Raw genomic sequence first — 24,937 nt, 5'->3', positions numbered from 1 at the left:
TGCTAGACCGGGGTGACGTACGCCCCGGCGATCCCGCCGTCCACCAGGAAGTCCGTCGCGTTGACGAACGAGGAGTCGTCGCTGGCCAGGAAGGCCACGGCGGCGGCGATCTCGGTCGGCTCGGCGAACCGGCCCACCGGGATGTGCACAAGACGCCGCGCGGCCCGCTCCGGGTCCTTGGCGAACAGCTCCTGGAGCAGCGGGGTGTTGACCGGCCCCGGGCAGAGCGCGTTGACGCGGATGCCGTCGCGCGCGAACTGCACCCCCAGCTCGCGCGACATCGCCAGCACCCCGCCCTTGGACGCGGTGTAGGAGATCTGCGAGGTCGCCGCACCCATCCGGGCCACGAACGAGGCCGTGTTGATGATGGAGCCCCTGCCCTGGGTCCGCATGTAGGGGATGGCGGCCTTGCAGCAGAGGAAGACGGAGGTCAGGTTGACCTCCTGCACCCGGCGCCAGGCATCGAGGCCGGTCTCCAGGATGGAGTCGTCGTCGGGCGGCGAGATCCCCGCGTTGTTGAACGCGATGTCCACCGAACCGTAGGTGTCGAACGCGGCCTTGAAGAGCGCGTCGACCTGCTCGGCGTCGGTGACGTCGGTCCGGACGAAGAGCCCGCCCGCCTCCTCGGCGGCGGCCTTGCCGCTCACCTCGTCCACATCGGCGCAGACGACATGGGCGCCCTCGGCGGCCAGCCGCCGTACGGTGGCCAGGCCGATGCCGCTGCCGGCTCCGGTGACGACGGCGGTGCGGCCGACCAGGCGGCGGCAGACAGAAGAGGTTTCGGTCATGGTGCTCAGGCCTCCGTGCTGATGAAGATGTTCTTGGTTTCGGTGAAGGCGGCCAGCGCGTCGGGGCCGAGCTCACGGCCCAGCCCCGACTGCTTGTAGCCGCCGAAGGGGGTCGAATAGCGCACGCTGGAGTGCGAGTTGACGGAGAGGTTGCCCGCGCGCAGCCCCTGGCCGACGCGGAGTGCCCGTCCGATGTCCCGGGACCAGACCGATCCGGCCAGCCCGTAGTCGGTGGCGTTCGCCAGGCGCAGCGCGTCCTCCTCGCCGTCGAACGGCAGCACCACGGCCACCGGCCCGAAGACCTCCTCGACGGCCACCGGGGCGTCCGCCGCGACCCCGGCGAGCACGGTCGGCGGATACCAGAACCCGGGCCCCTCCGGGGAGTTGCCGAGAATCGCCCGTACGCCGTCGGCTTCCCGTACGCCGTCGGTGAAGCCCCGCACCCGCTCCAGCTGGAGGGCCGAGATCAGCGGGCCCATCTGTGTCTTCTCGTCGGCCGGGTCGCCCACCACCACGGCGGCCACGGCCGGGACGAGCAGCTCCAGGAAGCGGTCGTACACGGACCGTTCGACCAGGATCCGGGTCCGGGCGCAGCAGTCCTGGCCCGCGTTGTCCAGGAAGGACATCGGAGTCGCGGCCGCCGCGGCCTCCACGTCGGCGTCGGCGAAGACGATGTTCGGGCTCTTGCCGCCGAGTTCGAGGGTGAGGCGCTTCACGCGCTCCGCGCACCGGGTCATGATGTGCTTCCCGGTCCGGGTGGAGCCGGTGAACACGATCTTCGCGACACCCGGGTGCTCCACCAGGGCGCTCCCGGCCACCGGCCCCTCGCCGGGCAGCACCTGGAACAGCCCCTCGGGAAGCCCTGCCTCCAGGGCGAGTTCGGCCAGCCGCAGAGCGGTCAGCGGGGTCGTCTCGGCGGGCTTGAGGAGGACGGCGTTGCCCGCGGCGAGCGCCGGGGCCAGGCCCCAGGCGGCGATGGGCATCGGGAAGTTCCAGGGCGCGATGACGCCGATGACGCCGAGCGGCTCCAGGACCGTGAAGTCGATGCCGCCCGCCACCGGGATCTGCCGGCCGAGCAGCCGCTCCGCGCCGCCCGCGCTGTAGTCGAGGAGGTCGCGGACGTTGCTTGCCTCCCAGCGGGCGTTGCCGATGGTGTGTGCGGCTTCCCGGACCTCCAACTGGGCCAGTTCCTCGATGTGTTCGTCGACGACTGCGGCGAAGCGGCGCAGCAGCCTGGCCCGGTCGGCGGGTGCGGCGGCGGCCCAGGGGCGCTGTGCGGCGGTGGCGCGGACCACGGCCGCGTCCACATCGGCGGCGGAGGCGGCGGGCACGGTGGCGATGACCTCGGCGGTCGCCGGGTTCAGGACGTCCAGGGTGGGCTGTGACACGTACGGACCTCGATCAAGGGGGCTGGTGGTGGTCAGAGGCGTTCGAAGGAGCGGCGCAGCTCCCAGTCGGTCACCGCGGAGTCGTAGGCGGTGAGTTCGACCTTCGCCATGTTCAGGTAGTGCGCGACGACCTCCTCGCCGAACGCCTCCTTGGCGATGGGGCTGGCCTCCCACAGCTCGGCCGCCTCGCGCAGGGTCGCCGGCACCTGGTCGTACCCGGCGGTGTAGGCGTTGCCCGTACAGGCCTCCGGCAGCGGCAGCCGGTGCTCGACCCCGTACAGACCGGCGGCGACCAGCCCGGCCACGGCGAGATGCGGGTTGACGTCACCGCCGGGCAGCCGGTTCTCGAAGCGCATCGAGCGGCCGTGGCCGACGACCCGCAGGGCGCAGGTGCGGTTGTCGACGCCCCAGGCGACGGCGGTGGGGGCGAAGGAGCCCGGCTGGAAGCGCTTGTAGGAGTTGATGTTGGGCGCGTAGAGGAGGGAGAAGTCGCGCAGGGCGGCGAGCTGTCCGGCCAGGAAGTGGCGCATCAGCTCGGACATGCCGTCCGGCCCGTCGCCCGCCATCACGTTCTCACCGTTCTCGTCGGTGAGCGAGAGGTGGATGTGGCAGGAGTTGCCCTCGCGCTGGTCGTACTTGGCCATGAAGGTCAGCGAGACACCTTCCTGGGCCGCGATCTCCTTGGCGCCGGTCTTGTAGACGGCGTGCTGGTCGCAGGTGGTGAGCGCCTCGTCGTAGCGGAAGACGATCTCGTGCTGGCCGGGGTTGCACTCGCCCTTGGCGGACTCGACGGTCAGCCCGGCCTGCTGCATCTCGTTGCGGATGCGGCGCAGCAGGGGCTCGATCCGGCCGGTGCCGAGGATGGAGTAGTCGATGTTGTACTGGTTGGCCGGGGTCAGCCCGCGGTAGTCGCGGTCCCAGGCCTCCTCGTAACTGTCCCGGAAGACGATGAACTCCAGCTCCGTGCCGACCTGCGCGGTGTAGCCGAGCGAGGCGAGCCGGTCGAGCTGGCGGCGCAGGATCTGGCGCGGCGCGGCGACGACCGGGCTGCCGTCGTGCCAGGCGAGGTCGGCGATCAGGAGGGCGGTGCCCTCGTGCCAGGGGACCGGGCGGAGCGTGGCGGGGTCGGGGACCATGCCGAAGTCGCCGTAGCCGTTCTCCCACGACGACATCGCGTAGCCGTCGACGGTCCGCATCTCGGTGTCCACGGCCAGCAGGTAGTTGCAGCCCTCGGTACCGTGCTCCAGCACCTCGTCCAGGAAGAACCCGGCTGCGAACCGCTTCCCCTGGAGCCGGCCCTGCATATCGGGAAAGGCCAGCACCACGGTGTCTATCGACCCGTCCGCGACGCGTGAGCGGAGCTCGTCGACGGTGAGCGGGGGTGTGCGGTCTGCCACGGGATTCCTCCTTGGGTGAACCGGGAGGCTTAAGGTATGACAGAGAACCATTGCTTGGGAAGGGGATTCGCGAGTGGTCACCAGAAGGAGAACCGACGGCACCCGACCGGCGGCGGCGGACAGTGCCCCGGAGGCCGTAGGTGAGGCGGCGGGCGGGGAGGCGGAGACCGGTTCCGGCCCGCTGGCCTCCGTGCTGCGGCCCGTCCGTGCGGGCAACGGCTTCGAGGAGACGCTGGAGCAGGTCCTGCAACTGCTCCGCCTCGGCCTCGTCCCGCCCGGCGGCCGGCTGCCCGCCGAACGGGAACTCTCCCAGCACCTGGGCGTCAGCCGGGTGACCCTGCGCGAGGTGCTCAAGGTCCTCCAGGACCAGGGCATGGTGGAGAGCAGGCGAGGCCGCTACGGCGGAACGTTCGTCCTGCCGCGTGCCGGCGCCGCCGACGGCAGCGACGAACTGCGGCGCCGGGTGGCGGCCGTCGACCTGGAGGACACCCTGCGCTTCCGCGAGGTGCTGGAGACCGGGGCCGCCGGACTCTGCGCCGACGGGCTCCCGGCGGAGGGCGAAGGCCGGCTGCGGGCGGCGCTGGAGGCGACCCAGGGTGCCCGGCTGGAGGACTACCGCCGCCAGGACACCCTGCTCCACCTCACCCTCGCCGAACTCTCCGGCTCCACCTCGCTCGCCGCCGGGTACGCCTCCGTGCGCGCGACCCTCAACGAACTGCTGGACTGCATCCCGCTGCTGGTGCGCAACCTGGAGCACTCCCAGCAGCAGCACGCGGCCGTCGTGGAGGCGGTGCTCGACCGGGACGCGGAGGCGGCCCGCGAGATGATGCGCGAGCACTGCGGCGGTACGGCGGCGCTGCTGCGGGGCTTCCTGGCCTGACGGGCTCCCGGAGGGGAATCCGTAACCACTCTTTAACGCGCGCCTCTTGCCATTCCCCCCGACGTTCCACAAAGGTGTGCCGACGAACCTTTGATCGACGCAGTTCCATCGATGAAGTCGACAGACGTCTGGAGCGCCTCATGGCTCAGGGAACCGAAACACCCGCAGGCCCACCCGGTGACACGAACCCGGGGGCGTCCGGCACGGCCGCGTACCTGCACCGCCGGACGCTGCGCCGGGGCAGCGCGGGCTGGCTGCTGCTGACCGGCCTGGGCGTCGCCTATGTCGTCTCCGGCGACTTCTCGGGCTGGAACATCGGCCTCTCCAAGGGCGGCTTCGGCGGACTCGCGGTGGCCATGGTCCTGATGGGAGTCATGTACGCCTGTCTGGTCTTCGCGCTGGCCGAACTCTCCGCCATCCTGCCGACCGCGGGCGGCGGTTACGGCTTCGCCCGGCGCGCGCTCGGCACCTGGGGCGGCTTCCTCACCGGCACGGCCATCCTCATCGAGTACATCCTGGCCCCCGCCGCCATCGCCCTGTTCATCGGCGACTACGTCGAATCGCTCGGCCTGTTCGGGCTGACCTCCGGCTGGCCGGTCTACCTCGCCTGCTTCGCGATCTTCATCGGCATCCACCTCTGGGGCGTCGGTGAGGCGCTCCGCTTCAGCCTGGTCGTGACCGCCATCGCGGTGGCCGCCCTGCTCATCTTCGCCGTCGGCGCGTTCACCGAGTTCGACGCGGGCCGCCTCAACGACATCCCGGCCGACACCACCGCCTTCGGTTCCAACTCCTGGCTGCCGTACGGGCTCCTCGGGATCTGGGCGGCGTTCCCCTTCGGCATGTGGTTCTTCCTCGGGGTGGAGGGCGTACCGCTCGCCGCCGAGGAGGCCAAGGACCCGGTCCACTCGATGCCGAAGGCCCTGGCCATCTCGCTCGCCGTGCTCGTCTTCCTGGCCCTCATCACCTTCGTCTCCGCCACCGGCGCCCAGGGCGCCAACGCCATCAAGGAGGCCGGGAACCCGCTGGTGGTCGCCCTCCAGGGCAGCGGTGAGCCGACGGTCCTGAGCCGCTTCGTCAACTACGCGGGCCTCGCAGGGCTTGTGGCCTCCTTCTTCTCCCTCATCTTCGCCGGCTCCCGCCAGCTCTTCGCCCTCTCCCGGGCCGGCTACCTGCCGCGCTTCCTCTCCCTCACCAACCGCCGCAAGTCCCCCTACCTGGGCCTGCTGATCCCGGGCGTCATCGGCTTCACCCTGGCCGCCTGGAGCGGCAACGGCGGCCGGATGCTGAACGTCGCCGTCTTCGGCGCCACCATCAGCTACGCGCTCATGGCCCTCTCCCACATCGTGCTGCGCCGCCGCGAGCCGGAACTGCCCCGGCCCTACCGCACCCCCGGCGGCGCGCGCACCTCGTCGGTCGCCTTCGTCCTGGCATGCTCGGCACTGGTGGCGACCTTCCTGGTGGACCGGGAGGCGGCGTTCATCGCGCTCGCCGTGTACGCGGTGGCGCTCGCCTACTTCGCCTTCTACAGCCGCCACCGGCTGGTCGCCGCCGCCCCGGAGGAGGAGTTCGCCGCACTGGCGGCGGCGGAGGCCGAGCTCAAGCGCGACTGAGCCCGCACCCCGCGGCGATCACCGACATCCCCCGATCCGAAGGAGACCGTTCCATGTCCCGGCCCGTCATCGGCATCAGCACCTACCAGGACCCGGCCCGCTGGGGCGTCTGGGAGATGCCCGCGGTGCTCCTGCCCGCCGCCTACCCCCGCCTGGTCCGGGCGGCGGGCGGACTCGCGGTGCTGCTGCCGCCCGACGAGGCCGCGGACGCGGCCCGGGAGACCGTCGCCGCCCTGGACGGTGTGGTGATCGCCGGGGGAGCGGACGTCGAACCGGCGCGTTACGGAGCCGCTCCCGACCCCCGTACGGGGCCCCCGGCCCGTGAACGCGACGCCTGGGAACTCGCCCTGATCGAGGCGGCGATCGAGCTGCACGTCCCCCTGCTGGGCATCTGCCGGGGCATGCAGCTGCTGAACGTCGCCCTCGGCGGCACCCTGCACCAGCACCTGGACGGCCACACCGGAGGCCACGCCGTCTTCGGCGGCCACCCGGTGGATCCCGTGCCCGGTACGGCGTACGCGGCGGCCGTCCCGGAAACGACCACGGTGCCCGCCTACCACCACCAGGCCGTCGACCGCCTGGGCACCGGCCTGATCGCCTCGGCCCACGCCCCCGACGGAACGGTGGAGGCGCTGGAGCTCCCCGGCCGCGAGTCCCTGGTGCTCGGGGTCCAGTGGCACCCGGAGATGGGCGAGGACCCCCGCGTGATGACCGCGCTCGTCGACGCGGCCCGTGACCGTTCGCGCGCTCCCGGAGCGGCCGGCGCGGCGGCGGAGTGCGTGGCGGGGTGAGGGAGGGGTACGGAGATGGCTCGGGATCCGCGACGACAGGCGGGGCCGCAGGTGCCGGCGCCAGGCGTCAGTGCCGGCCGTCAACGCCGGGTGTCGGGCAGCCTCGGGGACCCGGCGTCGGGGCTCCCGTGACCCGGGCCCGAGAACCCCGGGCTGCTGAAGTCGGGGCCCGCGAAGGCCGGCGGAGTGAAGCGCGCGGGGCGGTCCGGTGTCCCGCCCGGGGCCTCCTCCGCGAGTTCCTGGATCAGGAACGGCCGGATCGCCTTGTCCCGCAGGGCGGTGCGCCAGGCCTCCCGGGCGCGGTCCAGGTCGGCCGCACGGTCCACCCCGGGCGGTGAGGCGGGCGCCGACTGGAGTGCGGCGGTGCGGTAGAGGGCGACGATGGTGACCAGCGCGGTGGCCGCCGCGACGGCGAGACTGAACCAGCCGACCCGTACCAGGGTGTCGGCCGGCGCGACCAGGCTGCCGGCCAGGCGCAGCCCGTAGCCCAGCAGGAGGAAGGTCGCCCCGGCGACCGCGGCGAGGATCGGGGTCAGCACCCCCAGGAGCGCCAGCGCTCCCGCGCCCGGCCGCTCCTGGTCCCCCGGCCCGGACAGGGGCGACGGGCCGCCGTCGAGGGGCCTGCCGTGCAACTCGCGCCGCAGCGCCGCGTACGCCTGGTACTCCGGCGCGGCGGCCGGGGCCGTGCGCGCCGCCGAGGCCAGGGCCCGGATGCGCAACTGGCCGACGCCGACGCCGGATCGCTCCAGCAGCCGCTGGATCTCCGCCGAGGCGAGCACCTCGTCGAGCACGCTCGCGTAGTCGGATCTGTCCTCGTCCCCGAGCGGGGAAGGCCTGCCCATACTGTCCCTCGGTCGATGTGTCGCTGTGGGCGCCGCGGTGCGGGGGCCGCGCGATCCCCGTGGGGTTCCCGCGGCCTCCGGGCGGCCGGTACGGCGTGACTACAGGTGCTGCGCCACGGCGGGCATCAGGTCCTGGAAGGTACGCCCGTCGGCCGCCGCACCGATGGCGGTCATCTGCCATCCCGAACCGGCCCGCTGGACCTTGGCCATGATCTGCGCGGTGTGCCGCCCGCCGCCGGTCAGCGTGTACCGCGCCAGCTCCTGGCCGTTGCTCTCGTCGACCAGACGGCAGAAGGCGGCCTCGACCTCCTCGAAGGTCTGGCCGGTGAACGAGTTCACCGTGAAGATGATCTGGTCGACATGGACGGGTACGCGCCGCAGGTCGACGACGATGGATTCGTCGTCGCCGCCCTCGCCCGCCCCGCCGACCCGGTTGTCACCGGTGTGCTGGACCGAACCGTCGTCGCTGGTGAGGTGCTGGAAGAAGACGACGTCCTGGGGCTCCTTGCCCGCGAAGAGCACGGCCGAGGCGTCCAGGTCGATGTCGCGGGCGGTCAGCCGGGCCAGGAAGCCCTTGCGGGGCGCGGACTTCCAGCCCAGCCCCATCCGGACGACGCCGAGTTCGCCGCCGCCGGATTTGGTGAGGCTGACCTGCTGGCCCTTGGAGAGGTTGATCGTCATGATTCCGCCTTCGGTGACTCGGTGGGGTGAGGGCTGCGTCCGGATCGGTGGAGCGAGGTCAGAGACCGACGCCGAAGTCGGCGACGATGCCGCTCAGCCCGGAGGCGTAACCCTGCCCGACCGCACGGAACTTCCACTCGGCGCCGTGCCGGTACAGCTCGCCGAAGACCATCGCCGTCTCGGTGGAGGCGTCCTCGCTGAGGTCGTAACGGGCGATCTCCGCGCCGCCCGCCTGGTTCACCACGCGGATGTAGGCGTTGCGGACCTGGCCGAAGCTCTGGCCGCGGCCCTCCGCCTCATGGATCGAGACGGGGAACACGATCTTGGCGACGGTTCCCGGCACCGCGGAGAGGTCGACCTTGACGATCTCGTCGTCCCCCTCGCCCTCACCCGTGAGGTTGTCGCCGGTGTGCTCGACCGAACCGTCCGGGCTCTTGAGGTTGTTGTAGAAGACGAAGTGCCCGTCGGAGAGGACCTTGCCCGACTCGTCGCAGAGCAGCGCGCTCGCGTCGAGGTCGTAGTCGGTACCGGTCGTCGTGCGGACGTCCCAGCCGAGACCGACGAGGATCGCGGTCAGCCCCGGGGCCTCCTTGGTCAGCGAGACATTTCCGCCCTTGGCCAGGCTCACGCCCATGGTGTTCTCCCTTACGTGGTGACGGGTGCGTATGCCGGGACCGCACCGCCACGGGTGACGGTGCGGACACTGTGCGGCTGCACCATAAAATCTACAACACTGTAGATTTTCCGGGCCGGGCGGGAAGCGGCCGGAGGTGTCATCGGCGGCCCGGTGGCTGGATACGATTTCCCGGTGCCCGGCGGATGAACAGCCGTGACCGGGCGGTGGAAGGAAAGGGGGGCCGGACGGTGGACACCGAAGGAACCGGTGGCGAACGGGAAACGCCCGCCCGCAGGCGGGGCCAGGGCGAGCTGGAGGCCCAGGTGCTGTCCGTGCTCGGCGAGGCGACCGAACCGGTCACCGCCGCCTGGGTGCTGGAACGGCTCGGCAGCGGCCTGTCGTACAGCACCGTCATCACGATCCTGACCCGGCTGCACGCCAAGCAGGCCGTCACCAGGACCGGGCCCAAGCGCCCCGTCCTGTGGCAGCCCGTGGCGAACGAGGCCGGCCTCGCCGCACTGCGCATGCGCCGCCTCCTCGACAAACAGAGCGACCGGGACGCGGTGCTCGCCGGCTTCGTCTCCGTCCTGTCGGCGGACGACGAGGAACTGCTGCGCTCGCTGCTCGCGGAGAGCGGCCCCGCGGGCGGCCCCGGTGACCCCGCGAGCGGCCCCGGCGCGGCGCCGACGGACCGGCCGGAGGGCTGACGATGGGCGTCTTCGTGTATCTGCCCCTGGTCCTGCCCCTGACCGCGCTGCCGATCGCGCGCCTGGCCGAGCAGCACCTGCACCCACGGAGAGCCGCACGCCTGCTGACCACCGTCGCCGTGATCCTCGCCTCCTGCAGCCTGGTCTGTCTCGGGCTGCTGGTGGTGGTCGGCACGGCCCAGCTGCCCGGCAACCCGCTGCCCGACGGCTGGTCCGACGACGAGGTCCGCGAGGCCGTCCCGCACGACGCCTTCGCGGGCAAGGCGTCCATCCTGGCGCTCGTCGCGGTGACGGCGGCCTGCGGCTTCACCGTCCGTCGCCACTACCGCTTCCGCGCCCGGGCCCACCGCACGCTCGCCGGTCTGCCGGGCGGGGGTGACCTCGCCGTCCTGCCCGACGACGTGCCGTACGCGTACGCCCTGCCCGGCTCGCCGGGCCGGGTCATGGTCTCCACCGCCATGTTCACCGCCCTGGACCCGGCGGAGCGCCGGGCGTTGCTCGCCCACGAACGGGCCCACCTGGAGGGCCGCCACCACCGGCTGCTGCTCGCCACCCGGCTGGCCGGGTGCGTCAACCCGCTGCTGCGGCCCCTGGGGGCGGCCCTTGTCTACTCCACCGAGCGCTGGGCGGACGAGGAGGCGGCCCGGGTCACGGGCGACCGCCGGCTGACGGCCCGGGCGGTCGGCAAGGCGGCGCTCATCTCCCGCCCGGCCCCCCGGGGAGCCGTCGTGGCCGGCTTCGCCGCCGCGGGGCCGGTGCCGCGCCGGGTGGCCGCGCTGCTCGGCCCGGTACCGCCGGACCGGGGCTGGCCGCCCGCGCTCACCCCGGCCGGTGCCGCCGCGTTCGTCGCCGCCGCCGGTACGACCGTCTCCGCGCTCTCCGCGCTCAACGCCGCCGTCGCCCTCTTCCTCGTCCTGGAGGCGGCGACCACGACGCCTCTGTAGGTCCGGCCCGTTCACGTCTACGTGACTGTAGAGTTCGTGGGCCCGGCGGGGCGTACGGCGGCTCCGCGCCTGCCCGCCACCGGCCCGGGCCACCGAACCGATCCGTTGGCTGGAGCCCCAGCCGGATGAGGAGTCACGCGTTGTCCGCCAGTCCGGGCCCTTCGGGGCCTTCGGAACCTGATCCCCAGGGGCCTCACGGCCCCCACGGTCCGCACCGGACGGGTGAGCGATGACCGCCGCCCTGCTCGGCCTGCTGGCCGTGTTCGTCCTGACCGCGGGGACGGGCTACTTCGTGGCCCAGGAGTTCGCCTATGTGTCCGCCGACCGCCTGACGCTCTCCCGCGAGGCCGCCGCCGGTGACAGGCGGGCCGCCCGCGCGGTGACCGTCCTGGAGCGGCTCTCCTTCATGCTCTCGGGCGCCCAGCTCGGCATCACCGTCACCGGGCTGGTCGTCGGCTTCCTCGCGGAGCCGTCCGTCTCCGCGCTCCTGCGGCCGGCGCTCGACGGCGCCGGCCTGCCCGACGGAGCGGTGTCGGCCATCTCCGTGACGCTCTCCTTCGTCGTGGCGACCGTCATCCAGATGGTGCTGGGCGAACTCGCGCCCAAGAACCTCGCCCTTGCCGTACCCGAGCGGATGGCGAAGTCCCTGGCCGCCTCCACCCTCGTCTACCTGCGGGTCGTCGGCCCGGTCGTCCACGTCTTCGACGGCGTGGCGAACCGGCTGCTGCGCCGGATCGGCATCGAACCGGTCGAGGAACTCCACCACGGCGCCACCCTGGAGGAGCTCGGCCATCTGATCGGCGAGTCCCACCAGCAGGGCGAACTGCCCGCAGCCACCGCCGAACTCGTCGACCACGCCCTGGAGTTCTCCGAACGCACCCTGGGCGAGGTGATGGTGGTGCGCGCCGACGTCACCTTCGTACGCCGCGACGCCATGGCCTCCCAGGCCGTCGAACTCATCGCCCGGCACGGCCACTCCAACTACCCCGTGCTCGGTGACCACCCCGACGACCCCGCGGGAGTGCTGGGCGTACGGGAGCTGATGGGACTGCCCGCCGCCGACGTCGGCCGCACCACCGCCGGCGAACTGGCCCGCCGCCCGCTCCTGCTCCCCGAGATCCTGAAACTCCCCGCGGCGGTCGCCCAGATGCGGGAGCGGGACGACGAGTTCGCCGTCGTCCTGGACGAGCACGGCGGTCTCGCGGGCATCGTCACGTACGAGGACATCGCCGAGGAGCTGGTCGGGGACATCGCCGACGAGTCCGACACCGTCACCGAACTCGCGGTCGCCGACGGCTCCGGCTGGGTCGTGGACGCGGGGCGCCGCCTGGATGAGATCGAGGAGGCCACCGGCATCGTGCTGCCCGAGGAGGGCGGCTACGAGACCCTCGCCGGGCTGATCATCGACCGGCTGGGCCGCTTCCCCACGGTCGGGGACCACCTCACCGTCTCCGGCGTCCGGGTCGAGGTCCGCACGCTCGACCGGCACGTGGCCGAGTACGTCCGCATCGAACAGGAGCCGCAGGCATGAGCTTCCCCATGGCGCTCTTCGTCACCGTCCTGCTGCTGATCGGCAGCGGCTTCTTCGTCGCCGCCGAGTTCGCCCTGGTCGCCTCCAAGCGCCACCGCATGGAACAGGCCGCCGCAGCCGGACAGCGCGGCGCGAAGGCGGCGCTCGCCGGGATGCGGGAGCTGTCGCTGATGCTCGCGGGCGCCCAGCTCGGCATCACCATCTGCACCCTGGGCCTGGGCTCCGTCTCCAAGCCCGCCATCTCGCACGAGCTGGACCCGTTGCTCGAGCGGCTCGGGCTGCCCGCCGGCCTGAGCTACGGCATCGCCTTCGCCCTGGCGATGGTCGTCGTCGTCTTCCTGCACATGGTGATCGGTGAGATGGCGCCCAAGTCCTGGGCCATCGCCCACCCGGAGCGCTCCGCGATGCTCCTGAGCCCGGCGTTCCGTGCCGTGGTCAACGCCGTACGCCCGCTGATCCGGCTGCTGAACGCGGTCAGCAACGCCCTGGTACGGCTCTGCCGGGTGACCCCGCGCGACGAACTCGCCTCCGTCCACAACCGCGACCAGCTCACCCACCTCATCGAGGAGTCCGAGCGCCTCGGGCTGATCAGCAAGGGCGACTCGGGGCTGGTGACCCGGTCCCTGACCGAGCCGCAGACCCCGGTGGCCGCGTTCCAGGTCCCCGTGGAGCGGATCGCGACCGTACCCGCGGACGCGGACCTCGACCGGATCCTGGCCGTCGCCACCGCCGCCGACCGCACCCGCCTGCTCGTACGGGACGGGGAAGACGTCCTCGGATCGGTCCACGCCCGCGACGCGCTGGTCGCCCGTGCCGGAGGCCGTGACGTGTCCGCGCGCGCCCTGGCCCGGCCCGTACCGGAACTGGCGCCGGACGAGACGGCCGCCCACGCCGTGGAGCGGCTGCGCGAGCGCCGCGCGACGATCGCCGTCGTACGCGACGGGCAGGGCCGGCTCTCCGGACTGGTCAGCCTCGACGATCTCCTCGCCCGGCTGCTCCACCCGCCGACGGCGCCCTAGGGGGTGTCCCGCTCGGTCGCCTCCCCGCGGATCACGCGGGGAGGCGGCTGGGACGGGTCGCCGTCCTCGTTTTTGAGGGCCTGCTTCTCGCTCTTGAGGATGCGCGCGGCCTTTCCGGCCGACCGCATGAGGTCGGGCAGCCTCTTCACGGCCAGCACCGCCACGATCACCAGGAGAAGGAGGGTGAGTTCGCCGATCCCGAACATGGTTGCTGCTTTCTCTGGGGCGGAGTGGACGCGGAGCCATGAACCTGCTGAGCTGAATCTACCGGGCTGAATCTACAGGGCTGTAGAGCATCCGTTCGCGGCTTCCCGGATCAACCGGCGGGCAGCAGCCGCACGGTGGCGTCCGGGAGACGGCTCCACCAATGGGCGTAACGACGGTAGACCTCCGGTTCACGGTCGGCGAGGAACCCCACCAGCGACCGGGCCTCGACGGCCAGTTGCTCCCAGACCTCGTCGGGCAGGGGATGGAACGCGGTCGCCTCGATGCCCCCGGCGGCCGGGCGCCACACCCCTGCCACGTACCCGTCGACCAGCAGCGTCGGCAGCACATCCCCGTTCGCGCGGATCACGACCTTGCGGTACGCCTCCGGGAGGACCCGCCCGCGGTCCGCGTACGCCAGCAGGACGCTGTCCCACATCGCCATCAGCCGGGGCGGTGCCGGCTCCGCCCCGTCCGGCCGAGGAGCCCCCGGCAGATCGAACAACTCCTCGCCCGCCGCCCCCTCCAGCCGCTCCAGCCCTCCGGCGAGAGCCGCCAGCGCCGCCCGCGCCCGGGAGCGCGTGACCATGGCGAACTGGGCCACGTCCGCGACCGAGGCGGGACCGAACCCCGAGAGGTAGCGCAGCACCAGCGCCCGCAGGGAGGCGGCCGACGCCTCCGGATCCGTCCGTACGGGACCGGTCCGCGGCGCTATGTACGAGGGCCGGTGACCGAACGACCACGGCGGCGAGGTGGGTGCGTGGAGCAGCGGTGTGTACTGCCGCAGCCCCCACCACGCCCCGGCCCGCGGCGGCGCCCCCAACTGGTCGCCCAGCCAGGCCTCGCACTCGGCGGTGGTCCGGGGCCGGTCCGCGAACTCCAGCAGCCGGGGAACCAGCGCGTCGGCATCTTCCGCCGTCAGCCCGGACACGGTGAAGCGGTCACCCAGCCGGGAGGCGCGGACCACCGGGTGCATGGCCTCCCGGAAGGCCGGGTGGTCGTCGGCGTGCACGGCGTGGAGGGTGAGCCGCATCAAGGTCGCCTTGACCACCCGGTGATCCGTGAACGCCGTGTCGAGTGCGGCCGGGTCGAAGGCGGTGAGCCGGTTCCACAGCGCGACGTACGGCGAGGCCGGCTGCTGGGCCTGGAGCGCGACCACGCGCCGTACCCCCTCGGCGGGCTCCAGCGCCTCCCGCCGCAGCAGCAACTGCCGGGCGAGCGTGGCGCGGTTGAGTTCCCGCGCGGTGATCCTGGTGCCCGTCATCGGTTCGTTCCTCCGGTGGTCGTCCGTCGCCCGATCTCCGCCCACCGCGCCGTGGTGGAGGCGTGGGCCGACGAAACCGTACGCCGCCGGTCCCGCTGCCCGGACAGGGAGGTCAGCCCCCGCGGCCACCGCACGGCTACGGTCCGGAGCACCCCGAAGACGTACGGGACCGGGGCCGGGCGCACGTCACCGCGCGGCTCTCCTGAGCGGCTTGCGGGCCCGTCCCGGCCGCGGGGCCGGGACGAAACGGATCGCGGTGTTGAGGAGATGGTCGATCACATCGCGCGAGGGCTTGTCGGTGAGGTCGGCGAGCAGCCGGGCCAGAGTGTTCAGGACGAACGGCGAGTTCATGACGTACCGGTTGAGCACCGGCTGGAACCCGGAACGGCTGAAGACCACGTCGGCGGCCGCGTTGCCCAGCCGGTAGTAGCGGCCCCAGCGGCGGTTCATCTCCACCGGGTAGCCACGCAGCACCTGTTCGCGCCGGGGGCCCTCGGGGTGGGCCAGGGCGAGGGCCGCGGTCTCGGCGGCGACCTCACCGGCCTCCAGGGCCTGGCCGATGCCCTCGCCGTTCCACGGGCTGACCATGCCGCCGGAGTCACCGACCAGCAGAAGTCCGCGCGCGTACAGCGGATGCCGGTTGAAGCCCAGCGGCAGAGCGGCGCTGCGCACCGGGCCCTCGGCGTTCTCCTCGCGCAGCCCCCACTCCTCGGGCGTCCGGGCCAGCCACTGGTCCAGGGTGGCCCGCAGATCCGCCTTCCCGTGCCGTCGGTGGGGGAGCGCCCCGAGCCCGACGTTGACCCGCCCGTCGCCCATCGGGAAGATCCAGCCGTAGCCGGGGAGATACGGGCCCTGGCCGGGGAAGCGCAGGTCGGCCCAGAGCTCCAGGTACTCCTCCCGGGAGCGCTCCGGGCTGCGGTAGTAGCGGCGGGCGGCCGTGGCGATCTGCCGCGCGGGATCCCTTTCGATGCCCAGCGCCAGGGCGAGCCGGGCGGAGGCCCCGTCGGCGGCGATCACGACCGGCGCCCGGAAGCCGACCGGCCCCGGGACCTCCGGCGAGTCCGGGGCCGCACTGACCCCGATGACGCTCCCCGCCCGGTCCACCAGCGGCCGCTCCGCCTTCCAGCCGCTGTACAGCCGGGCCCCGGCCGCCACGGCGTGGTGCGCCAGGATGTCGTCGAAGTCGTGGCGGCTGCGGGAGAGCCCGAAGTCCGGGTACCGGCCCAGCGTGGGCCAGTCGATGTGCACCCGGTGCTCCCCGGCCACCCACCGCATACCGCGCGAACGCGTCCAGCCCGGCGCGGAGATGTCGACGCCCATCCGGATCAGCTGGTGCACCGCGCGCGGGGTGAGGCCGTCGCCGCAGACCTTCTCCCGGGGGAAGCGGGCCTTCTTCAGCAGGATCACATCGACCCCCGCCCGGGCCAGGTGGTACGCGGCCGACGAACCGGCCGGGCCCGCCCCCACCACGATCACCTGCGCGTCCTCGCCCGCACGCGGGTCCGGCGGTACCGGTTCCGGTGGCATGTCCCGCATCAATACCCCTTCCACGGAAGGCCGGTGCTCTGCCGGTGTGCTGCCGGGGCGATGGCCCCGGGCAACATCATCGGCCAGGACGGGCCGGGGCGGAACCGGGTCTCGTTCTCCGGTGGGCCGGGGGAACCGGGCCTCGGACTCCGGCGGGCCGGGGCGGAACCGGGCCTCGGGCATGGACGGGCTGCGGCGGCACGCGCCGCGGGCCTCGCGCCCCGGGGCCTCGTCAGTTCGCCGTACGGACCAGGTGTTTACGATCCCCAGGTGACGACACCTCCGCAGGAGCCGGTCGAGGCCGCCCTCTCCCACGCCGACGCCGGCCTCCTCGCCCGGCACCTCGACGCCCGGACCTGCGCCCCGGAACTCCTCGGCCGGCTGGTCCGGCACCCCGATCCCCGCATACGCCATGTCGGCCTCGGCTTTCTCGCCGAGCGCACGAGTGCCCCGTTCGCCGCCGGTTCGGAGCAACAGGAGCTGCTGGCAAGTCTGTTGCCCGATACCACTGGGGCGACGCCGGAGGAGTCCCTCACCCTGGCGGAGCTCCACGGGCGGCTGCGCCCCGGGCCGGACGGCCACCACCGACCGCTGCCCGACTGGCGTACGGCCGGGTGGCCCGCCCGGGTACGGATCGCCTGGCTGCGCACCGAACTCGTCGCCGACCCTGCTGTCGTCTCCACGGAACCGGCCGGAGAGCCGCTCTACCAGGCCGTCCGCTCCACCGGCATCCTGGTCGCGCACCGCCCCGAGCGGCTGGTCGCCGAACTCGCCGCCACCGGGGACCCGGTCCTCCAGGACGAGGCGCTGCGCCTTGCCCGCGCCGGACTGCACGCCGGTCTCCTCGCCCCCGCCTCCGTGCGCGGGCTGCTGATACGGCTGCTCGACGCCCCTGACCCGGGTGTGGTGAGGGCCGCGCTGCGCGAACTGGCCGAGCCGTGGGCGGTGGTGGTGCCACTGGATCCGTCGGTCGTGCGTGGGCTGGTGGGGGTGTGGGGCGGGTACGGCCCCGATGTGTGCGCAGATGGCCGGGACGCTCCGGCCGTGGGCCGAGCCGCTTCCGCTGCGGGCCAGGGCACTTCCGCCGTGGGTCGGGATGCCCGGGCCCCGGGCCAGGACGCTCCCGCCGCGCTCCACGCGGGCGAGGGCGGCCCGCCCGACCGTACGGTCCTCGCCGCCGCCCTCACCACCGCCGCCCGGCACGGCCACCGCGACCTCCTCCTGGACATCGCCGGTGACGAGGCGGCGGACCCGGTCCTGCGCCGCCGGGCCGTGGAGCTCCTCGGCGACCTCGCGGAACGCACCGACATCGGCCGTCTCCTGGAGCTGGCCGCCCCCGACCCGCTGCTGTTCGCCGGCCCCGTACTTACCTGCCTGGGCGGCCTGCACCGGCGCGGGCACTTCCCGGCCGCGCGGGACGCCGGGCCGGTGGTCGGCCTGGCCCTGGCCGACCACACGGTTCTGGCCGAGGACATCGCCACCGTGCTCCACACCTGCCGCCGCACGTTCTTCGACACCCTCCGCGACGCACCCCTCACCGCCCCCGACTGGCCGCGCCGCCTGGACCTCCTGACCGCACTGGCCGGGCAGGGCGCGGCCGACATCCCGGTGGGCGAGGCCGTGGCCCGGCTGCTGCCGATCGTTCCGGCCCCGCGCCCGTTCCTCGACGCGATCCGGGTCCTGCGCCACGCGGACGCGGAGGAGGCGGTGCTGGCCCTGCTGCCCACGGCCCCCGTCGAGGCGCTGGCCGCGCTGGAGGCGATCGGCGGGGAGCGTACGGAGGCGGCGCTGGCCGAGGGGCTCGGCGTGGGGGAGTACGGGAGTGAGGTGGCCCGGTACGCGCCCTGGGCGGCGGAGGCCCACACGGGAGCCGCACCCACGGCGTGTGCTGTACCCGGCGCGGGAGTCGCGCCCGCACTGCGTGCCGTACGCGGCCGGGCGCTGGAACTCCTCTGGCACCTCACGACCGAGCCCGGCCGGCGCCGGCGCCTCCTCGCCCGGCTCGACCCCACCGACCTGCCGCCCCGTATCGCCGCCGACCTCGGCGCCCCGGACGAGCGAGAGCTCGCAGTCCTGCGCTCCCGCCCGGACGAGGCCGATGCCGTGGCGGTGCTCTGCCGGGTCGCGGAACACGCGGGGACGGGGAGCCTGCCCCTGATCGCCGACCTGCTCCTGCGGGTCGTGCGTGATCTCGCGGTGCCCCGGGAGCCCACCCCCGCCGTGGACCGGCGGCGCAGGTCGCATGAGGACGGGCCGCGCCCGGACGGGGAACCGGAGCTGCCGGACGGCGTACTGCACGCGATCCAGGCCCTCGGGCGCCGGCTGTACGAGCGCCGGCGGATCCGGCCCGTCTGCCTGCTGGACGCCGTGGACGCCTGCGGCGCGGGCCACGCGTTCCTCGCCACGACGCTGCTCGATCTGCTGGACCGGTCCGGAGCGACCGGCGCCGAACAGGCCGTCCTGCTGAAGGCGCTGCTCCGGATCCCCGCCACCGCGCGGACCCGGCCCCGGGTGCACCGCCTGCTCCGCAGCCGCGACCCGCAGGTGCGCAAACACGTCATTGCCCTGCTCGCCCACGACACCTCGGGAAGCGACGCGCGGGCCCTGTCGGCGACGCTGCTCCCGCTCACCGTGTCGCCGGACATCCGGACCGTGCGGCAGGCTCTCCTGGCGCTGGGCGCGGCCCGGGCCGACTGGGCGGCCGAGCCGGTCGCCGCCTGCCTCGACCACCCGAACATGAACATCCGGAAGACCGCCGCCGAGACCCTGGTCCACGCGGTCGCCCCCGCGGCCGTGCCACGGCTCCTGCGGCGGCTCGGCCGCGACGACAACCCGGGCCTGCGGGACGCACTGGAGCGGGCGCTGCGGGCCGTACTGGGCGAGGCGTACGCGGCCACCCTCCTCGCCGCCGCCGAGGAGAGCCGGGACGGGCGGGCCCGCCGTCTGCTGCTGGCGGGGCTCGACGGCGTACCGTCGGCGCGCTCGGTGCTCGCCCTGCATGCCCAGGGGTCGCCGGTCGCGCCCGCCCTGCTGACGCTCGTCGCCGAGGGCGGTGTCCGGCTCTCCTCCGGCTCGGTCGAGGACCTGGCGGAACCCCTCGCCGGCCTCGGCCTCCCGGTACCCGGGCACACGCCGACCGACCAGCCGGGTGCGGACGACCTGGATGTCCAGGCCCTGCTGCGCGGCGGCTGGGACCCGGCCCTCGCCCTGCGGATCGCCCACCGCCCCGCGCCTCCGGATCCCGCCCTGGCCCGTGAAAGCCCGGCGCTGAGACCACAGTTGGACCGCTGGCTCGCCCTGGCCGACAGCCCTCGCCCGGCCGGACTCCGCGGCCGGCTGCTGCGGTGCGCGCTGCGGCTGTGCCCGGCCCCGTGGTCGGCCGACGAGGCGGCGGTCCTCGCCCGCCACGCCGAGGTGGTGACCGTCGCGTTCGAGGAGGCCGTGAACGGGGGAGGGTCGCAGGAGTTCGTGGTGGAGCTGCTCGACGTCCTGGACGTGGTCGTCCCAGCTCTGTCCACCGTGCAGCGCTTCACCGTCGTGGCCCAGCTCCGCGCGCTCCGGCAGGTGCCCTCCGCCCCCGCGGCCCTGACGCTGTCCCTGCTCCGGCGGTGCGGGGCGGTGCTGGTCCGCACCGACGTCGACCGGGCGCTCGCCGCCGCCCACCTGGGTCCCGACCCCTGGGAGACGGCACCGGGCGTGCTGCGCGAGGCCTTCGGCGTACCGGAGAGGACGCCCGGCGTACCGGCTGACGACGGGAGTGGCGCGCTGCGAGAAGCGCGCCACTCCCGCCGCGCGCTGCGAGAGGCGCTACGGACGCCCGGCGCACTGGCCGAGTTCCGACGGAACGGCGTCGACGGCATCTTCGAGGCCGCGCCCGGCACGCCCCGCTCCCGGCAGCTGCTCCATGCGCTCATCGACGCCTACCCGGCCGCCGGGCCCGGCGTACGCGGTCCGCTCCTCGACTGGATGACCGCACTCCAGCCGCTCGGGGCACCGCCGTGGACCCTCGCCGAAACCCGGGCGGTCTCAACTCCCCCTGCCCCGACTGTGGTTCGGCCCGACGACCCGGATCAGCCGCGCTCGGCCGCCCGGCAGGCCCGGCTGCTGGCCCTGCTGGAGGCCGACGACCCGGACCGCCGGAACTCCGCCGCCCTGGCCCTGGCCGGCGGGCCCGAGCCGGAGGTGGCGCTCGCCCTGGTGCGTGCGTATCTGCGCGGCCGCGTCGACCTGGTCCCCGACGCCGGGACCGGCCGCCTCGCCCGTACGTCGACGGGCCTGGGTGCGGCGGAGCTGAGCGCCGAAGGGGTGCTGCCCGAGCGGGCGTTGGTCTGTGCCGGGCTCCTGGGCCCCTGGGACCTGCCCCCGCTCGTCCCGATGCTGCTCGACCGGTGGCAGCACGGCCCGCCCGCGGTGCACGAGGCCGCCCGCACCGTGCTGGGCCGGGTGCCCGCCGACGTCCTGGCGCAGCTGCTGGACCCGCGTGTCGAGGCGGGCGAGCACGGCCTCCTGGACCTGCTGGCGGGCCGCCCCCTGCTGCGTACGCCCGAACTGGACCGCGTACGGGGCCGGTTGCGCGCAGAGGGCCGCGATGCCCTGGCCGACCGCCTCGTCCTCGTGGCAGGCCCCCTGCGCGGGCCGGGCGCCGAGGCCGAGGATGCCGCCGCCCTCGACGCCCTGCGGGCCCCCGCCCCGAGCACACCGGCGGCGCGGGCCCACCGCCCGGCCCTGCCGGAGCTGCTCGACCTGGCCCGCAGGGGGACGCCCGAACAGACCCGCCGCGCCCTCGGCCGCCTTGTCGAGGAGTACCCGCCGACGCCCGGCAGGGAGCCGGACCCGGCGCTGCACGCGGTGATCGAGGAGCTGCTGCGCCACCCGCGCGCCGGGGTGCGCCTGCACGCCCACCGGGTCTCGCGCGCCCTCTTCGACCGGGCCGCCCACGCCCGGTCGACGGCGGTCCTGCTCTCCGACCCGCTGCCGGACGTGGTGCGCATGGCGGCGCGGACGCTGGGACGGGCGTCGTGGGAGCCCGCGCTGCCGGAGCTGATCCGGCTGCTCGGCCACCCGAAGCCGGTTGTCCGCAGCGCCGCGCGGGAAGCGGTCACCGGCTTCGGTACGGCGGCGGTCCCGGCGTTGCGCAGGGCGGCGGCGCACGCCCGTCCCGACCGGCGGGCGCTCTACACGGATCTCCTCGCCCGCCTGACTGCCTCCGACGCGGACACGGGCACGTGGACGGCGGACACAGGACCATAGACGAACGTGCGTATCGCGTGGAGGGACGTGCGGACCGCCGGGGGCAGGGCGCCCGGCCCCTCAGTCCCCGGCCCTCCGCGCCGCCGCGACGGCGACCTGGTGGAGCGTCCGTCCCGTACGGGCGGACCTGGCGTGGTACGGGTCCGGTGAGCCGGGCCGGTCCCGTACGGCGAGCCGGTCGTTGGCCTTGATCAGCAGCCACGCCTCCTGGCCGCCGCTCTCCGGCTCGTCGCCCACCCGGAAGCGGGTGAGCGCGAACTCGCCGTGCAGTTTGGCCCCGTGGAGCCAGAACGTGGCATGACCGAGGGCCAGTGACGCCGAGAAGGGGACGGCCTCCCCCTCCTGGTCGTGGCCGAGCGGCTCGTAGGTCCCCTGGTCCCAGACGATGACCGTGCCGCTGCCGGATTCGCCCTGCGGGATGACCCCCTCGAACTCGCGGTACTCCAGCGCGTGGTCCTCCGTCTCCACGGCCAGACGCCGGTCGCTCGGGTTCTCCGAGGGGCCGCGTGGGACCGCCCAGGACTTGAGTACGCCGTCGACCTCCAGGCGGAAGTCGAAGTGCATGCGCCGCGCGTCATGGATCTGCACGACGAAATGAGGCCGCGGTACTCCGTCGAGACGGGGCCGCGGTACGCCGTCGTTCCGCATGGCGTGCTCCCTCCGCCCGCACCGCCCGGTCCCGCCGTGCTGTCCGGTGCAGCTCAGCCGTGCCACCGGGTCGGTATCTCCACTGTGCCGCCGCCCGGAGGGAAGCGCGCGGTGAGCCCCGTGCGAGCCCCGTTGTGTTCAGATGCATATGCCTGTGGCACAGTCCGTTCACTCTCCGGTCTGGACCAAGTTATTGACGCCTCCTGCGGCACTCCCTTAAATCAAGAATTGAAATATGCACCCGAGGTGTTCGCCCCAACCGTTCACCTCTCGGTGTTGATCTGTCATGCGCATGTCCCCCCACGAAGCGATGTGATGACCGTGCACCTCCCGCACCGAGCCGTACGCACCCACGCCGTACGCACCCACTCCAGGCGCCGCCGCACCGCCCTCTACGCGGCCTCCCTGCTCTGCTGCTCCGCCGTCCTCACCGCCCTGCCCGGCGGAGCCTCCGCGGCCCCCGCCCCCGCCCCCGCTCCGGCGGCCGTCGCCTTCGCCGACGAGTTCGACGGGCCGGCCGGCGCCGCTGTCGACGGCTCCAAGTGGCAGCTGGAGACCGGCGACAACGTCAACAACCACGAGCGGCAGTACTACACCGGAGGCAACAGCAACGCCGCCCTCGACGGCCAGGGCAACCTCGTGATCACCGCCCGCAAGGAGAACCCCGGCAACTACCAGTGCTGGTACGGCTCCTGCGAGTACACCTCGGCCCGGCTCAACACCTCCGGCAAGTTCGCCGCCGCCTACGGACACGTCGAGGCCCGGGTCAAGGTCCCGCGCGGCCAGGGCATGTGGCCCGCCTTCTGGATGCTGGGCGACGACTTCGGCAACGTCGGCTGGCCGCAGAGCGGCGAGATCGACGTCATGGAGAACGTCGGCTTCGAGCCCGGCACCGTCCACGGCACCCTGCACGGACCCGGGTACTCGGGGGCCGACGGCATCGGCGCCGGCTACACCCTGCCCAACGGCGCCGCGTTCGCCGACGACTTCCACACCTTCGCCGTCGACTGGGCCCCCGACTCCATCACCTGGTCCGTCGACGGCAACGTCTTCCAGCGGCGCACCCCCGCCGATCTGGGCGGCAAGGAGTGGGTGTTCAACAAGCCCTTCTTCCTCATCCTCAATCTCGCGGTCGGCGGCTACTGGCCCGGCGACCCCGACGGCTCCACCGCCTTCCCGGCCCAACTCGTCGTCGACTACGTCCGCGTGACCACCAACGACTGACCGAGGTCCGCACGGACGAGGGCCGCGACCCGCCGGCTGCGGTGGACCAGCAGCCCCGGTGCCTGTGCGCGGGGTCCTCCACGCACAGGCACCGGCCGCGCCCGGACACGTACGGGCACGGCCCCCACCCCCGAACGGATGGAGATCCCATGACCGACACCCCGCCCCCGAGACCCGGCGTCCTCGGGCGGTTCCGCCGCCTCGTCCTGCCGGGCCTGTCGCTCGTCGCCATGGCCGCGTTCCTGAGCCCGACCGCGCCCGCGACCGCCGTCGAGATCGCCGCGGTCGGGCAGATCACCGGCATCGGCGGCAAGTGCGTCGACGTGGCCGCCGCGTCCTCGGCCAACGGCGCCGCCGTCCAGCTCTACGACTGCAACGGCACGGGCGCCCAGCAGTGGGACGTACGCTCCGACGGAACCGTCCGTGCGCTCGGCAAGTGCCTCGACGTCAAGGACGGGGCCACCGCCAGCGGCACCGTCGTCCAGCTCTGGGACTGCAACGGGAGCGCCGCCCAGCGGTGGGGGATCTCCGCCGCCCGCGACATCGTCTCCGTCGGGGCCGACAAGTGCCTGGACGCCACCGGCAACAGCTCCGCCAACGGCACCCGCCTCCAGATCTGGACCTGCACCGGCGCAGCCAACCAGAAGTGGACCGCCCCCGCGGGCGGAGGCAACCCCGACCCGGGCGGCCCCCCGATGGCCGTCGCGCCCTACATCTACAACGGCTGGGGCAGCCCGCCCTCCCCGACGACCGTGATGAACGCGACCGGCGTCAAGTGGTTCACGCTCGCCTTCGTCCTCAGCAACGGCTACTGCAACCCGCAGTGGGACGGCGGCCGTCCGCTCACCGGCGGCGTGGACCAGCAGACGATCAACACCGTACGGGCCGCCGGCGGTGATGTGATCCCGTCGTTCGGCGGCTGGAGCGGCAACAAGCTGGAGAGCTCCTGCGGCAGCGCCGGCGAACTCGCCGCCGCCTACCAGAAGGTCATCAACGCGTACGGGCTCAAGGCCATCGACATCGACATCGAGGCCGCCGCCTACGACTCCCCGACGGTCCAGCAGCGCACGGTCGACGCGCTGCGGACCATCCGCGCCAACAACCCCGGCATCAAGCTCTACATCACCTTCGGCACCGGCCAGAACGGCCCCGACGCCAGCCTCATCAACCGGGCCGCCCAGGCCGGTCTCACCATCGACAGCTGGACGATCATGCCGTTCAACTTCGGCGGCAACGGCCAGAACATGGGCACGCTCAGCGTCCGCGCCGCCGAAGGTCTCAAGACGGCCGTCAAGAACGCCTACGGCTACAGCGACGACCAGGCCTACCGGCACACCGGCATCTCCTCGATGAACGGCACCACCGACGTCGGTGAGACCATCACCGTCGCCGACTTCCGCACGATCCTCGCCTACGCCCAGCAGCGGCACCTGTCCCGGCTGACCTTCTGGTCCGTCAACCGCGACCGCCCCTGCACCGGCGGCGGCGCCGACACCTGCTCCGGTGTCGGCCAGCAGCCGTGGGACTTCACCAGGGTCCTCGCCCAGTACCGGGGCTGACCCCCGGCCCGCCCCTTCGAGGGCGGCCCCAGAACGGTGGACGGCGGCAGAGGTGCTCCTGCCGCCG

20 protein-coding genes are annotated in these 24,937 nt (G+C 73.5%); 10 read left to right on the top strand and 10 right to left on the bottom strand.

Annotated features, from left to right (window positions below; translation table 11 throughout):
* Window positions 1–2: 2 nt before the first annotated feature.
* The 3 genes from IE264_RS23105 to IE264_RS23095 are packed head-to-tail and all read right to left on the bottom strand — an operon-like array spanning window position 3 to window position 3,573.
* A complete protein-coding gene (locus IE264_RS23105) occupies window positions 3–788 on the bottom strand; it encodes a 3-oxoacyl-ACP reductase (protein ID WP_015607031.1) in 786 nt (261 codons plus the stop codon).
* 5 nt (window positions 789–793) lie between these two features.
* Window positions 794–2,176 carry an aldehyde dehydrogenase family protein gene (locus tag IE264_RS23100; protein WP_032759811.1) on the bottom strand — a complete coding sequence of 461 codons (1,383 nt, stop codon included), beginning with the start codon at window positions 2,174–2,176 and terminating at the stop codon, window positions 794–796.
* A 32-nt stretch (window positions 2,177–2,208) separates the two neighbouring features.
* Window positions 2,209–3,573, bottom strand: coding sequence for a glutamine synthetase family protein (locus IE264_RS23095; RefSeq protein WP_015607029.1), 1,365 nt, complete (start codon window positions 3,571–3,573; stop codon window positions 2,209–2,211).
* A 73-nt stretch (window positions 3,574–3,646) separates the two neighbouring features.
* Between IE264_RS23095 and IE264_RS23090 the strand changes: the two genes are divergently transcribed.
* The 3 genes from IE264_RS23090 to IE264_RS23080 all read left to right on the top strand — a co-directional run bounded on the left by IE264_RS23090 (window position 3,647) and on the right by IE264_RS23080 (window position 6,854).
* Window positions 3,647–4,453, top strand: coding sequence for a FadR/GntR family transcriptional regulator (locus IE264_RS23090; RefSeq protein ID WP_015607028.1), 807 nt, complete (start codon window positions 3,647–3,649; stop codon window positions 4,451–4,453).
* A gap of 140 nt (window positions 4,454–4,593) precedes the next feature.
* The gene (gene eat / locus IE264_RS23085) at window positions 4,594–6,063 is read left to right on the top strand and encodes an ethanolamine permease (protein ID WP_032759808.1); all 1,470 of its coding nucleotides are present in this window, start codon (window positions 4,594–4,596) and stop codon (window positions 6,061–6,063) included.
* Between the two features lie 53 nt (window positions 6,064–6,116).
* Window positions 6,117–6,854 carry a gamma-glutamyl-gamma-aminobutyrate hydrolase family protein gene (locus tag IE264_RS23080; RefSeq protein WP_015607026.1) on the top strand — a complete coding sequence of 246 codons (738 nt, stop codon included), beginning with the start codon at window positions 6,117–6,119 and terminating at the stop codon, window positions 6,852–6,854.
* An 80-nt stretch (window positions 6,855–6,934) separates the two neighbouring features.
* On the opposite strand, the gene IE264_RS23075 is transcribed toward IE264_RS23080, so the two are convergent.
* The 3 genes from IE264_RS23075 to IE264_RS23065 form a co-directional block, all read right to left on the bottom strand.
* Complete coding sequence (locus IE264_RS23075; protein WP_032759807.1) at window positions 6,935–7,696, bottom strand: hypothetical protein; 762 nt, start codon at window positions 7,694–7,696, stop codon at window positions 6,935–6,937.
* A gap of 99 nt (window positions 7,697–7,795) precedes the next feature.
* A complete protein-coding gene (locus IE264_RS23070; protein ID WP_032759805.1) occupies window positions 7,796–8,377 on the bottom strand; it encodes a TerD family protein in 582 nt (193 codons plus the stop codon).
* A 58-nt stretch (window positions 8,378–8,435) separates the two neighbouring features.
* Window positions 8,436–9,011, bottom strand: coding sequence for a TerD family protein (locus IE264_RS23065; protein WP_015607023.1), 576 nt, complete (start codon window positions 9,009–9,011; stop codon window positions 8,436–8,438).
* A 230-nt stretch (window positions 9,012–9,241) separates the two neighbouring features.
* On the opposite strand from IE264_RS23065, the gene IE264_RS23060 reads away from it, so the two are divergent.
* The 4 genes from IE264_RS23060 to IE264_RS23045 all read left to right on the top strand — a co-directional run bounded on the left by IE264_RS23060 (window position 9,242) and on the right by IE264_RS23045 (window position 13,194).
* Window positions 9,242–9,700, top strand: coding sequence for a BlaI/MecI/CopY family transcriptional regulator (locus IE264_RS23060; protein WP_032759804.1), 459 nt, complete (start codon window positions 9,242–9,244; stop codon window positions 9,698–9,700).
* Between the two features lie 2 nt (window positions 9,701–9,702).
* Entirely contained in the window at window positions 9,703–10,644 is a 942-nt protein-coding gene (locus tag IE264_RS23055) for a M56 family metallopeptidase (protein WP_032759803.1), read from the top strand.
* Window positions 10,645–10,873: 229 nt separating this feature from the next.
* Window positions 10,874–12,175: a hemolysin family protein gene (locus IE264_RS23050; protein ID WP_032759802.1), complete on the top strand. Its 1,302-nt coding sequence runs from the start codon at window positions 10,874–10,876 to the stop codon at window positions 12,173–12,175.
* Window positions 12,172–13,194, top strand: a complete 1,023-nt coding sequence (locus IE264_RS23045; protein WP_015607019.1) for a hemolysin family protein — start codon at window positions 12,172–12,174, stop codon at window positions 13,192–13,194. Before IE264_RS23050 ends, IE264_RS23045 begins: the two co-directional genes overlap by 4 nt.
* Here the strand turns inward: IE264_RS23045 and IE264_RS23040 are convergent.
* The 3 genes from IE264_RS23040 to IE264_RS23030 form a co-directional block, all read right to left on the bottom strand.
* Window positions 13,191–13,400: a twin-arginine translocase TatA/TatE family subunit gene (locus IE264_RS23040; protein WP_015607018.1), complete on the bottom strand. Its 210-nt coding sequence runs from the start codon at window positions 13,398–13,400 to the stop codon at window positions 13,191–13,193. The genes IE264_RS23045 and IE264_RS23040 overlap by 4 nt on opposite strands.
* Before the next feature lie 110 nt (window positions 13,401–13,510).
* Window positions 13,511–14,662 (bottom strand): winged helix DNA-binding domain-containing protein, encoded by a 1,152-nt coding sequence (locus IE264_RS23035; protein WP_032759801.1) that lies wholly within the window; start codon window positions 14,660–14,662, stop codon window positions 13,511–13,513.
* Window positions 14,663–14,848: 186 nt separating this feature from the next.
* On the bottom strand, window positions 14,849–16,198 hold the full coding sequence (locus IE264_RS23030; RefSeq protein ID WP_032759799.1) for a geranylgeranyl reductase family protein: 1,350 nt from the start codon (window positions 16,196–16,198) through the stop codon (window positions 14,849–14,851).
* 261 nt (window positions 16,199–16,459) lie between these two features.
* Here IE264_RS23030 and IE264_RS38450 point away from each other — a divergent pair, with 261 nt between their 5' ends.
* On the top strand, window positions 16,460–21,439 hold the full coding sequence (locus IE264_RS38450) for a HEAT repeat domain-containing protein (RefSeq protein WP_051822020.1): 4,980 nt from the start codon (window positions 16,460–16,462) through the stop codon (window positions 21,437–21,439).
* A 60-nt stretch (window positions 21,440–21,499) separates the two neighbouring features.
* Here the strand turns inward: IE264_RS38450 and IE264_RS23020 are convergent, their stop codons facing one another.
* Window positions 21,500–22,087 (bottom strand): DNA polymerase ligase N-terminal domain-containing protein, encoded by a 588-nt coding sequence (locus IE264_RS23020; protein ID WP_051822018.1) that lies wholly within the window; start codon window positions 22,085–22,087, stop codon window positions 21,500–21,502.
* A gap of 315 nt (window positions 22,088–22,402) precedes the next feature.
* Between IE264_RS23020 and IE264_RS23015 the strand changes: the two genes are divergently transcribed.
* The gene (locus tag IE264_RS23015; RefSeq protein WP_043971513.1) at window positions 22,403–23,311 is read left to right on the top strand and encodes a glycoside hydrolase family 16 protein; all 909 of its coding nucleotides are present in this window, start codon (window positions 22,403–22,405) and stop codon (window positions 23,309–23,311) included.
* A 149-nt stretch (window positions 23,312–23,460) separates the two neighbouring features.
* On the top strand, window positions 23,461–24,870 hold the full coding sequence (locus IE264_RS23010; protein ID WP_032759797.1) for a chitinase: 1,410 nt from the start codon (window positions 23,461–23,463) through the stop codon (window positions 24,868–24,870).
* Window positions 24,871–24,937 lie beyond the last annotated feature (67 nt).

It is taken from the genome of Streptomyces microflavus (assembly GCF_014650075.1).
In the GTDB taxonomy this organism is placed as follows: Bacteria; Actinomycetota; Actinomycetes; order Streptomycetales; family Streptomycetaceae; genus Streptomyces; species Streptomyces microflavus.
This window is presented reverse-complemented; position numbering and strand designations above follow the sequence as displayed.

What these genes read in the sequence shown, in the direction of transcription:
- eat (WP_032759808.1), top strand. Translation starts at nt 4,594, where the DNA reads ATGGCTCAGGGAACCGAAACACCCGCAGGCCCACCCGGTGACACGAAC.
- IE264_RS23045 (WP_015607019.1), top strand. Translation starts at nt 12,172, where the DNA reads ATGAGCTTCCCCATGGCGCTCTTCGTCACCGTCCTGCTGCTGATCGGC.
- IE264_RS23105 (WP_015607031.1), bottom strand. Translation starts at nt 788, where the DNA reads ATGACCGAAACCTCTTCTGTCTGCCGCCGCCTGGTCGGCCGCACCGCC.
- IE264_RS23075 (WP_032759807.1), bottom strand. Translation starts at nt 7,696, where the DNA reads ATGGGCAGGCCTTCCCCGCTCGGGGACGAGGACAGATCCGACTACGCG.
- IE264_RS23035 (WP_032759801.1), bottom strand. Translation starts at nt 14,662, where the DNA reads ATGACGGGCACCAGGATCACCGCGCGGGAACTCAACCGCGCCACGCTC.
- IE264_RS23065 (WP_015607023.1), bottom strand. Translation starts at nt 9,011, where the DNA reads ATGGGCGTGAGCCTGGCCAAGGGCGGAAATGTCTCGCTGACCAAGGAG.
- IE264_RS23030 (WP_032759799.1), bottom strand. Translation starts at nt 16,198, where the DNA reads ATGCGGGACATGCCACCGGAACCGGTACCGCCGGACCCGCGTGCGGGC.
- IE264_RS23040 (WP_015607018.1), bottom strand. Translation starts at nt 13,400, where the DNA reads ATGTTCGGGATCGGCGAACTCACCCTCCTTCTCCTGGTGATCGTGGCG.
- IE264_RS23020 (WP_051822018.1), bottom strand. Translation starts at nt 22,087, where the DNA reads ATGCGGAACGACGGCGTACCGCGGCCCCGTCTCGACGGAGTACCGCGG.
- IE264_RS23080 (WP_015607026.1), top strand. Translation starts at nt 6,117, where the DNA reads ATGTCCCGGCCCGTCATCGGCATCAGCACCTACCAGGACCCGGCCCGC.
- IE264_RS23070 (WP_032759805.1), bottom strand. Translation starts at nt 8,377, where the DNA reads ATGACGATCAACCTCTCCAAGGGCCAGCAGGTCAGCCTCACCAAATCC.
- IE264_RS23050 (WP_032759802.1), top strand. Translation starts at nt 10,874, where the DNA reads ATGACCGCCGCCCTGCTCGGCCTGCTGGCCGTGTTCGTCCTGACCGCG.
- IE264_RS23055 (WP_032759803.1), top strand. Translation starts at nt 9,703, where the DNA reads ATGGGCGTCTTCGTGTATCTGCCCCTGGTCCTGCCCCTGACCGCGCTG.
- IE264_RS23010 (WP_032759797.1), top strand. Translation starts at nt 23,461, where the DNA reads ATGACCGACACCCCGCCCCCGAGACCCGGCGTCCTCGGGCGGTTCCGC.
- IE264_RS23015 (WP_043971513.1), top strand. Translation starts at nt 22,403, where the DNA reads ATGACCGTGCACCTCCCGCACCGAGCCGTACGCACCCACGCCGTACGC.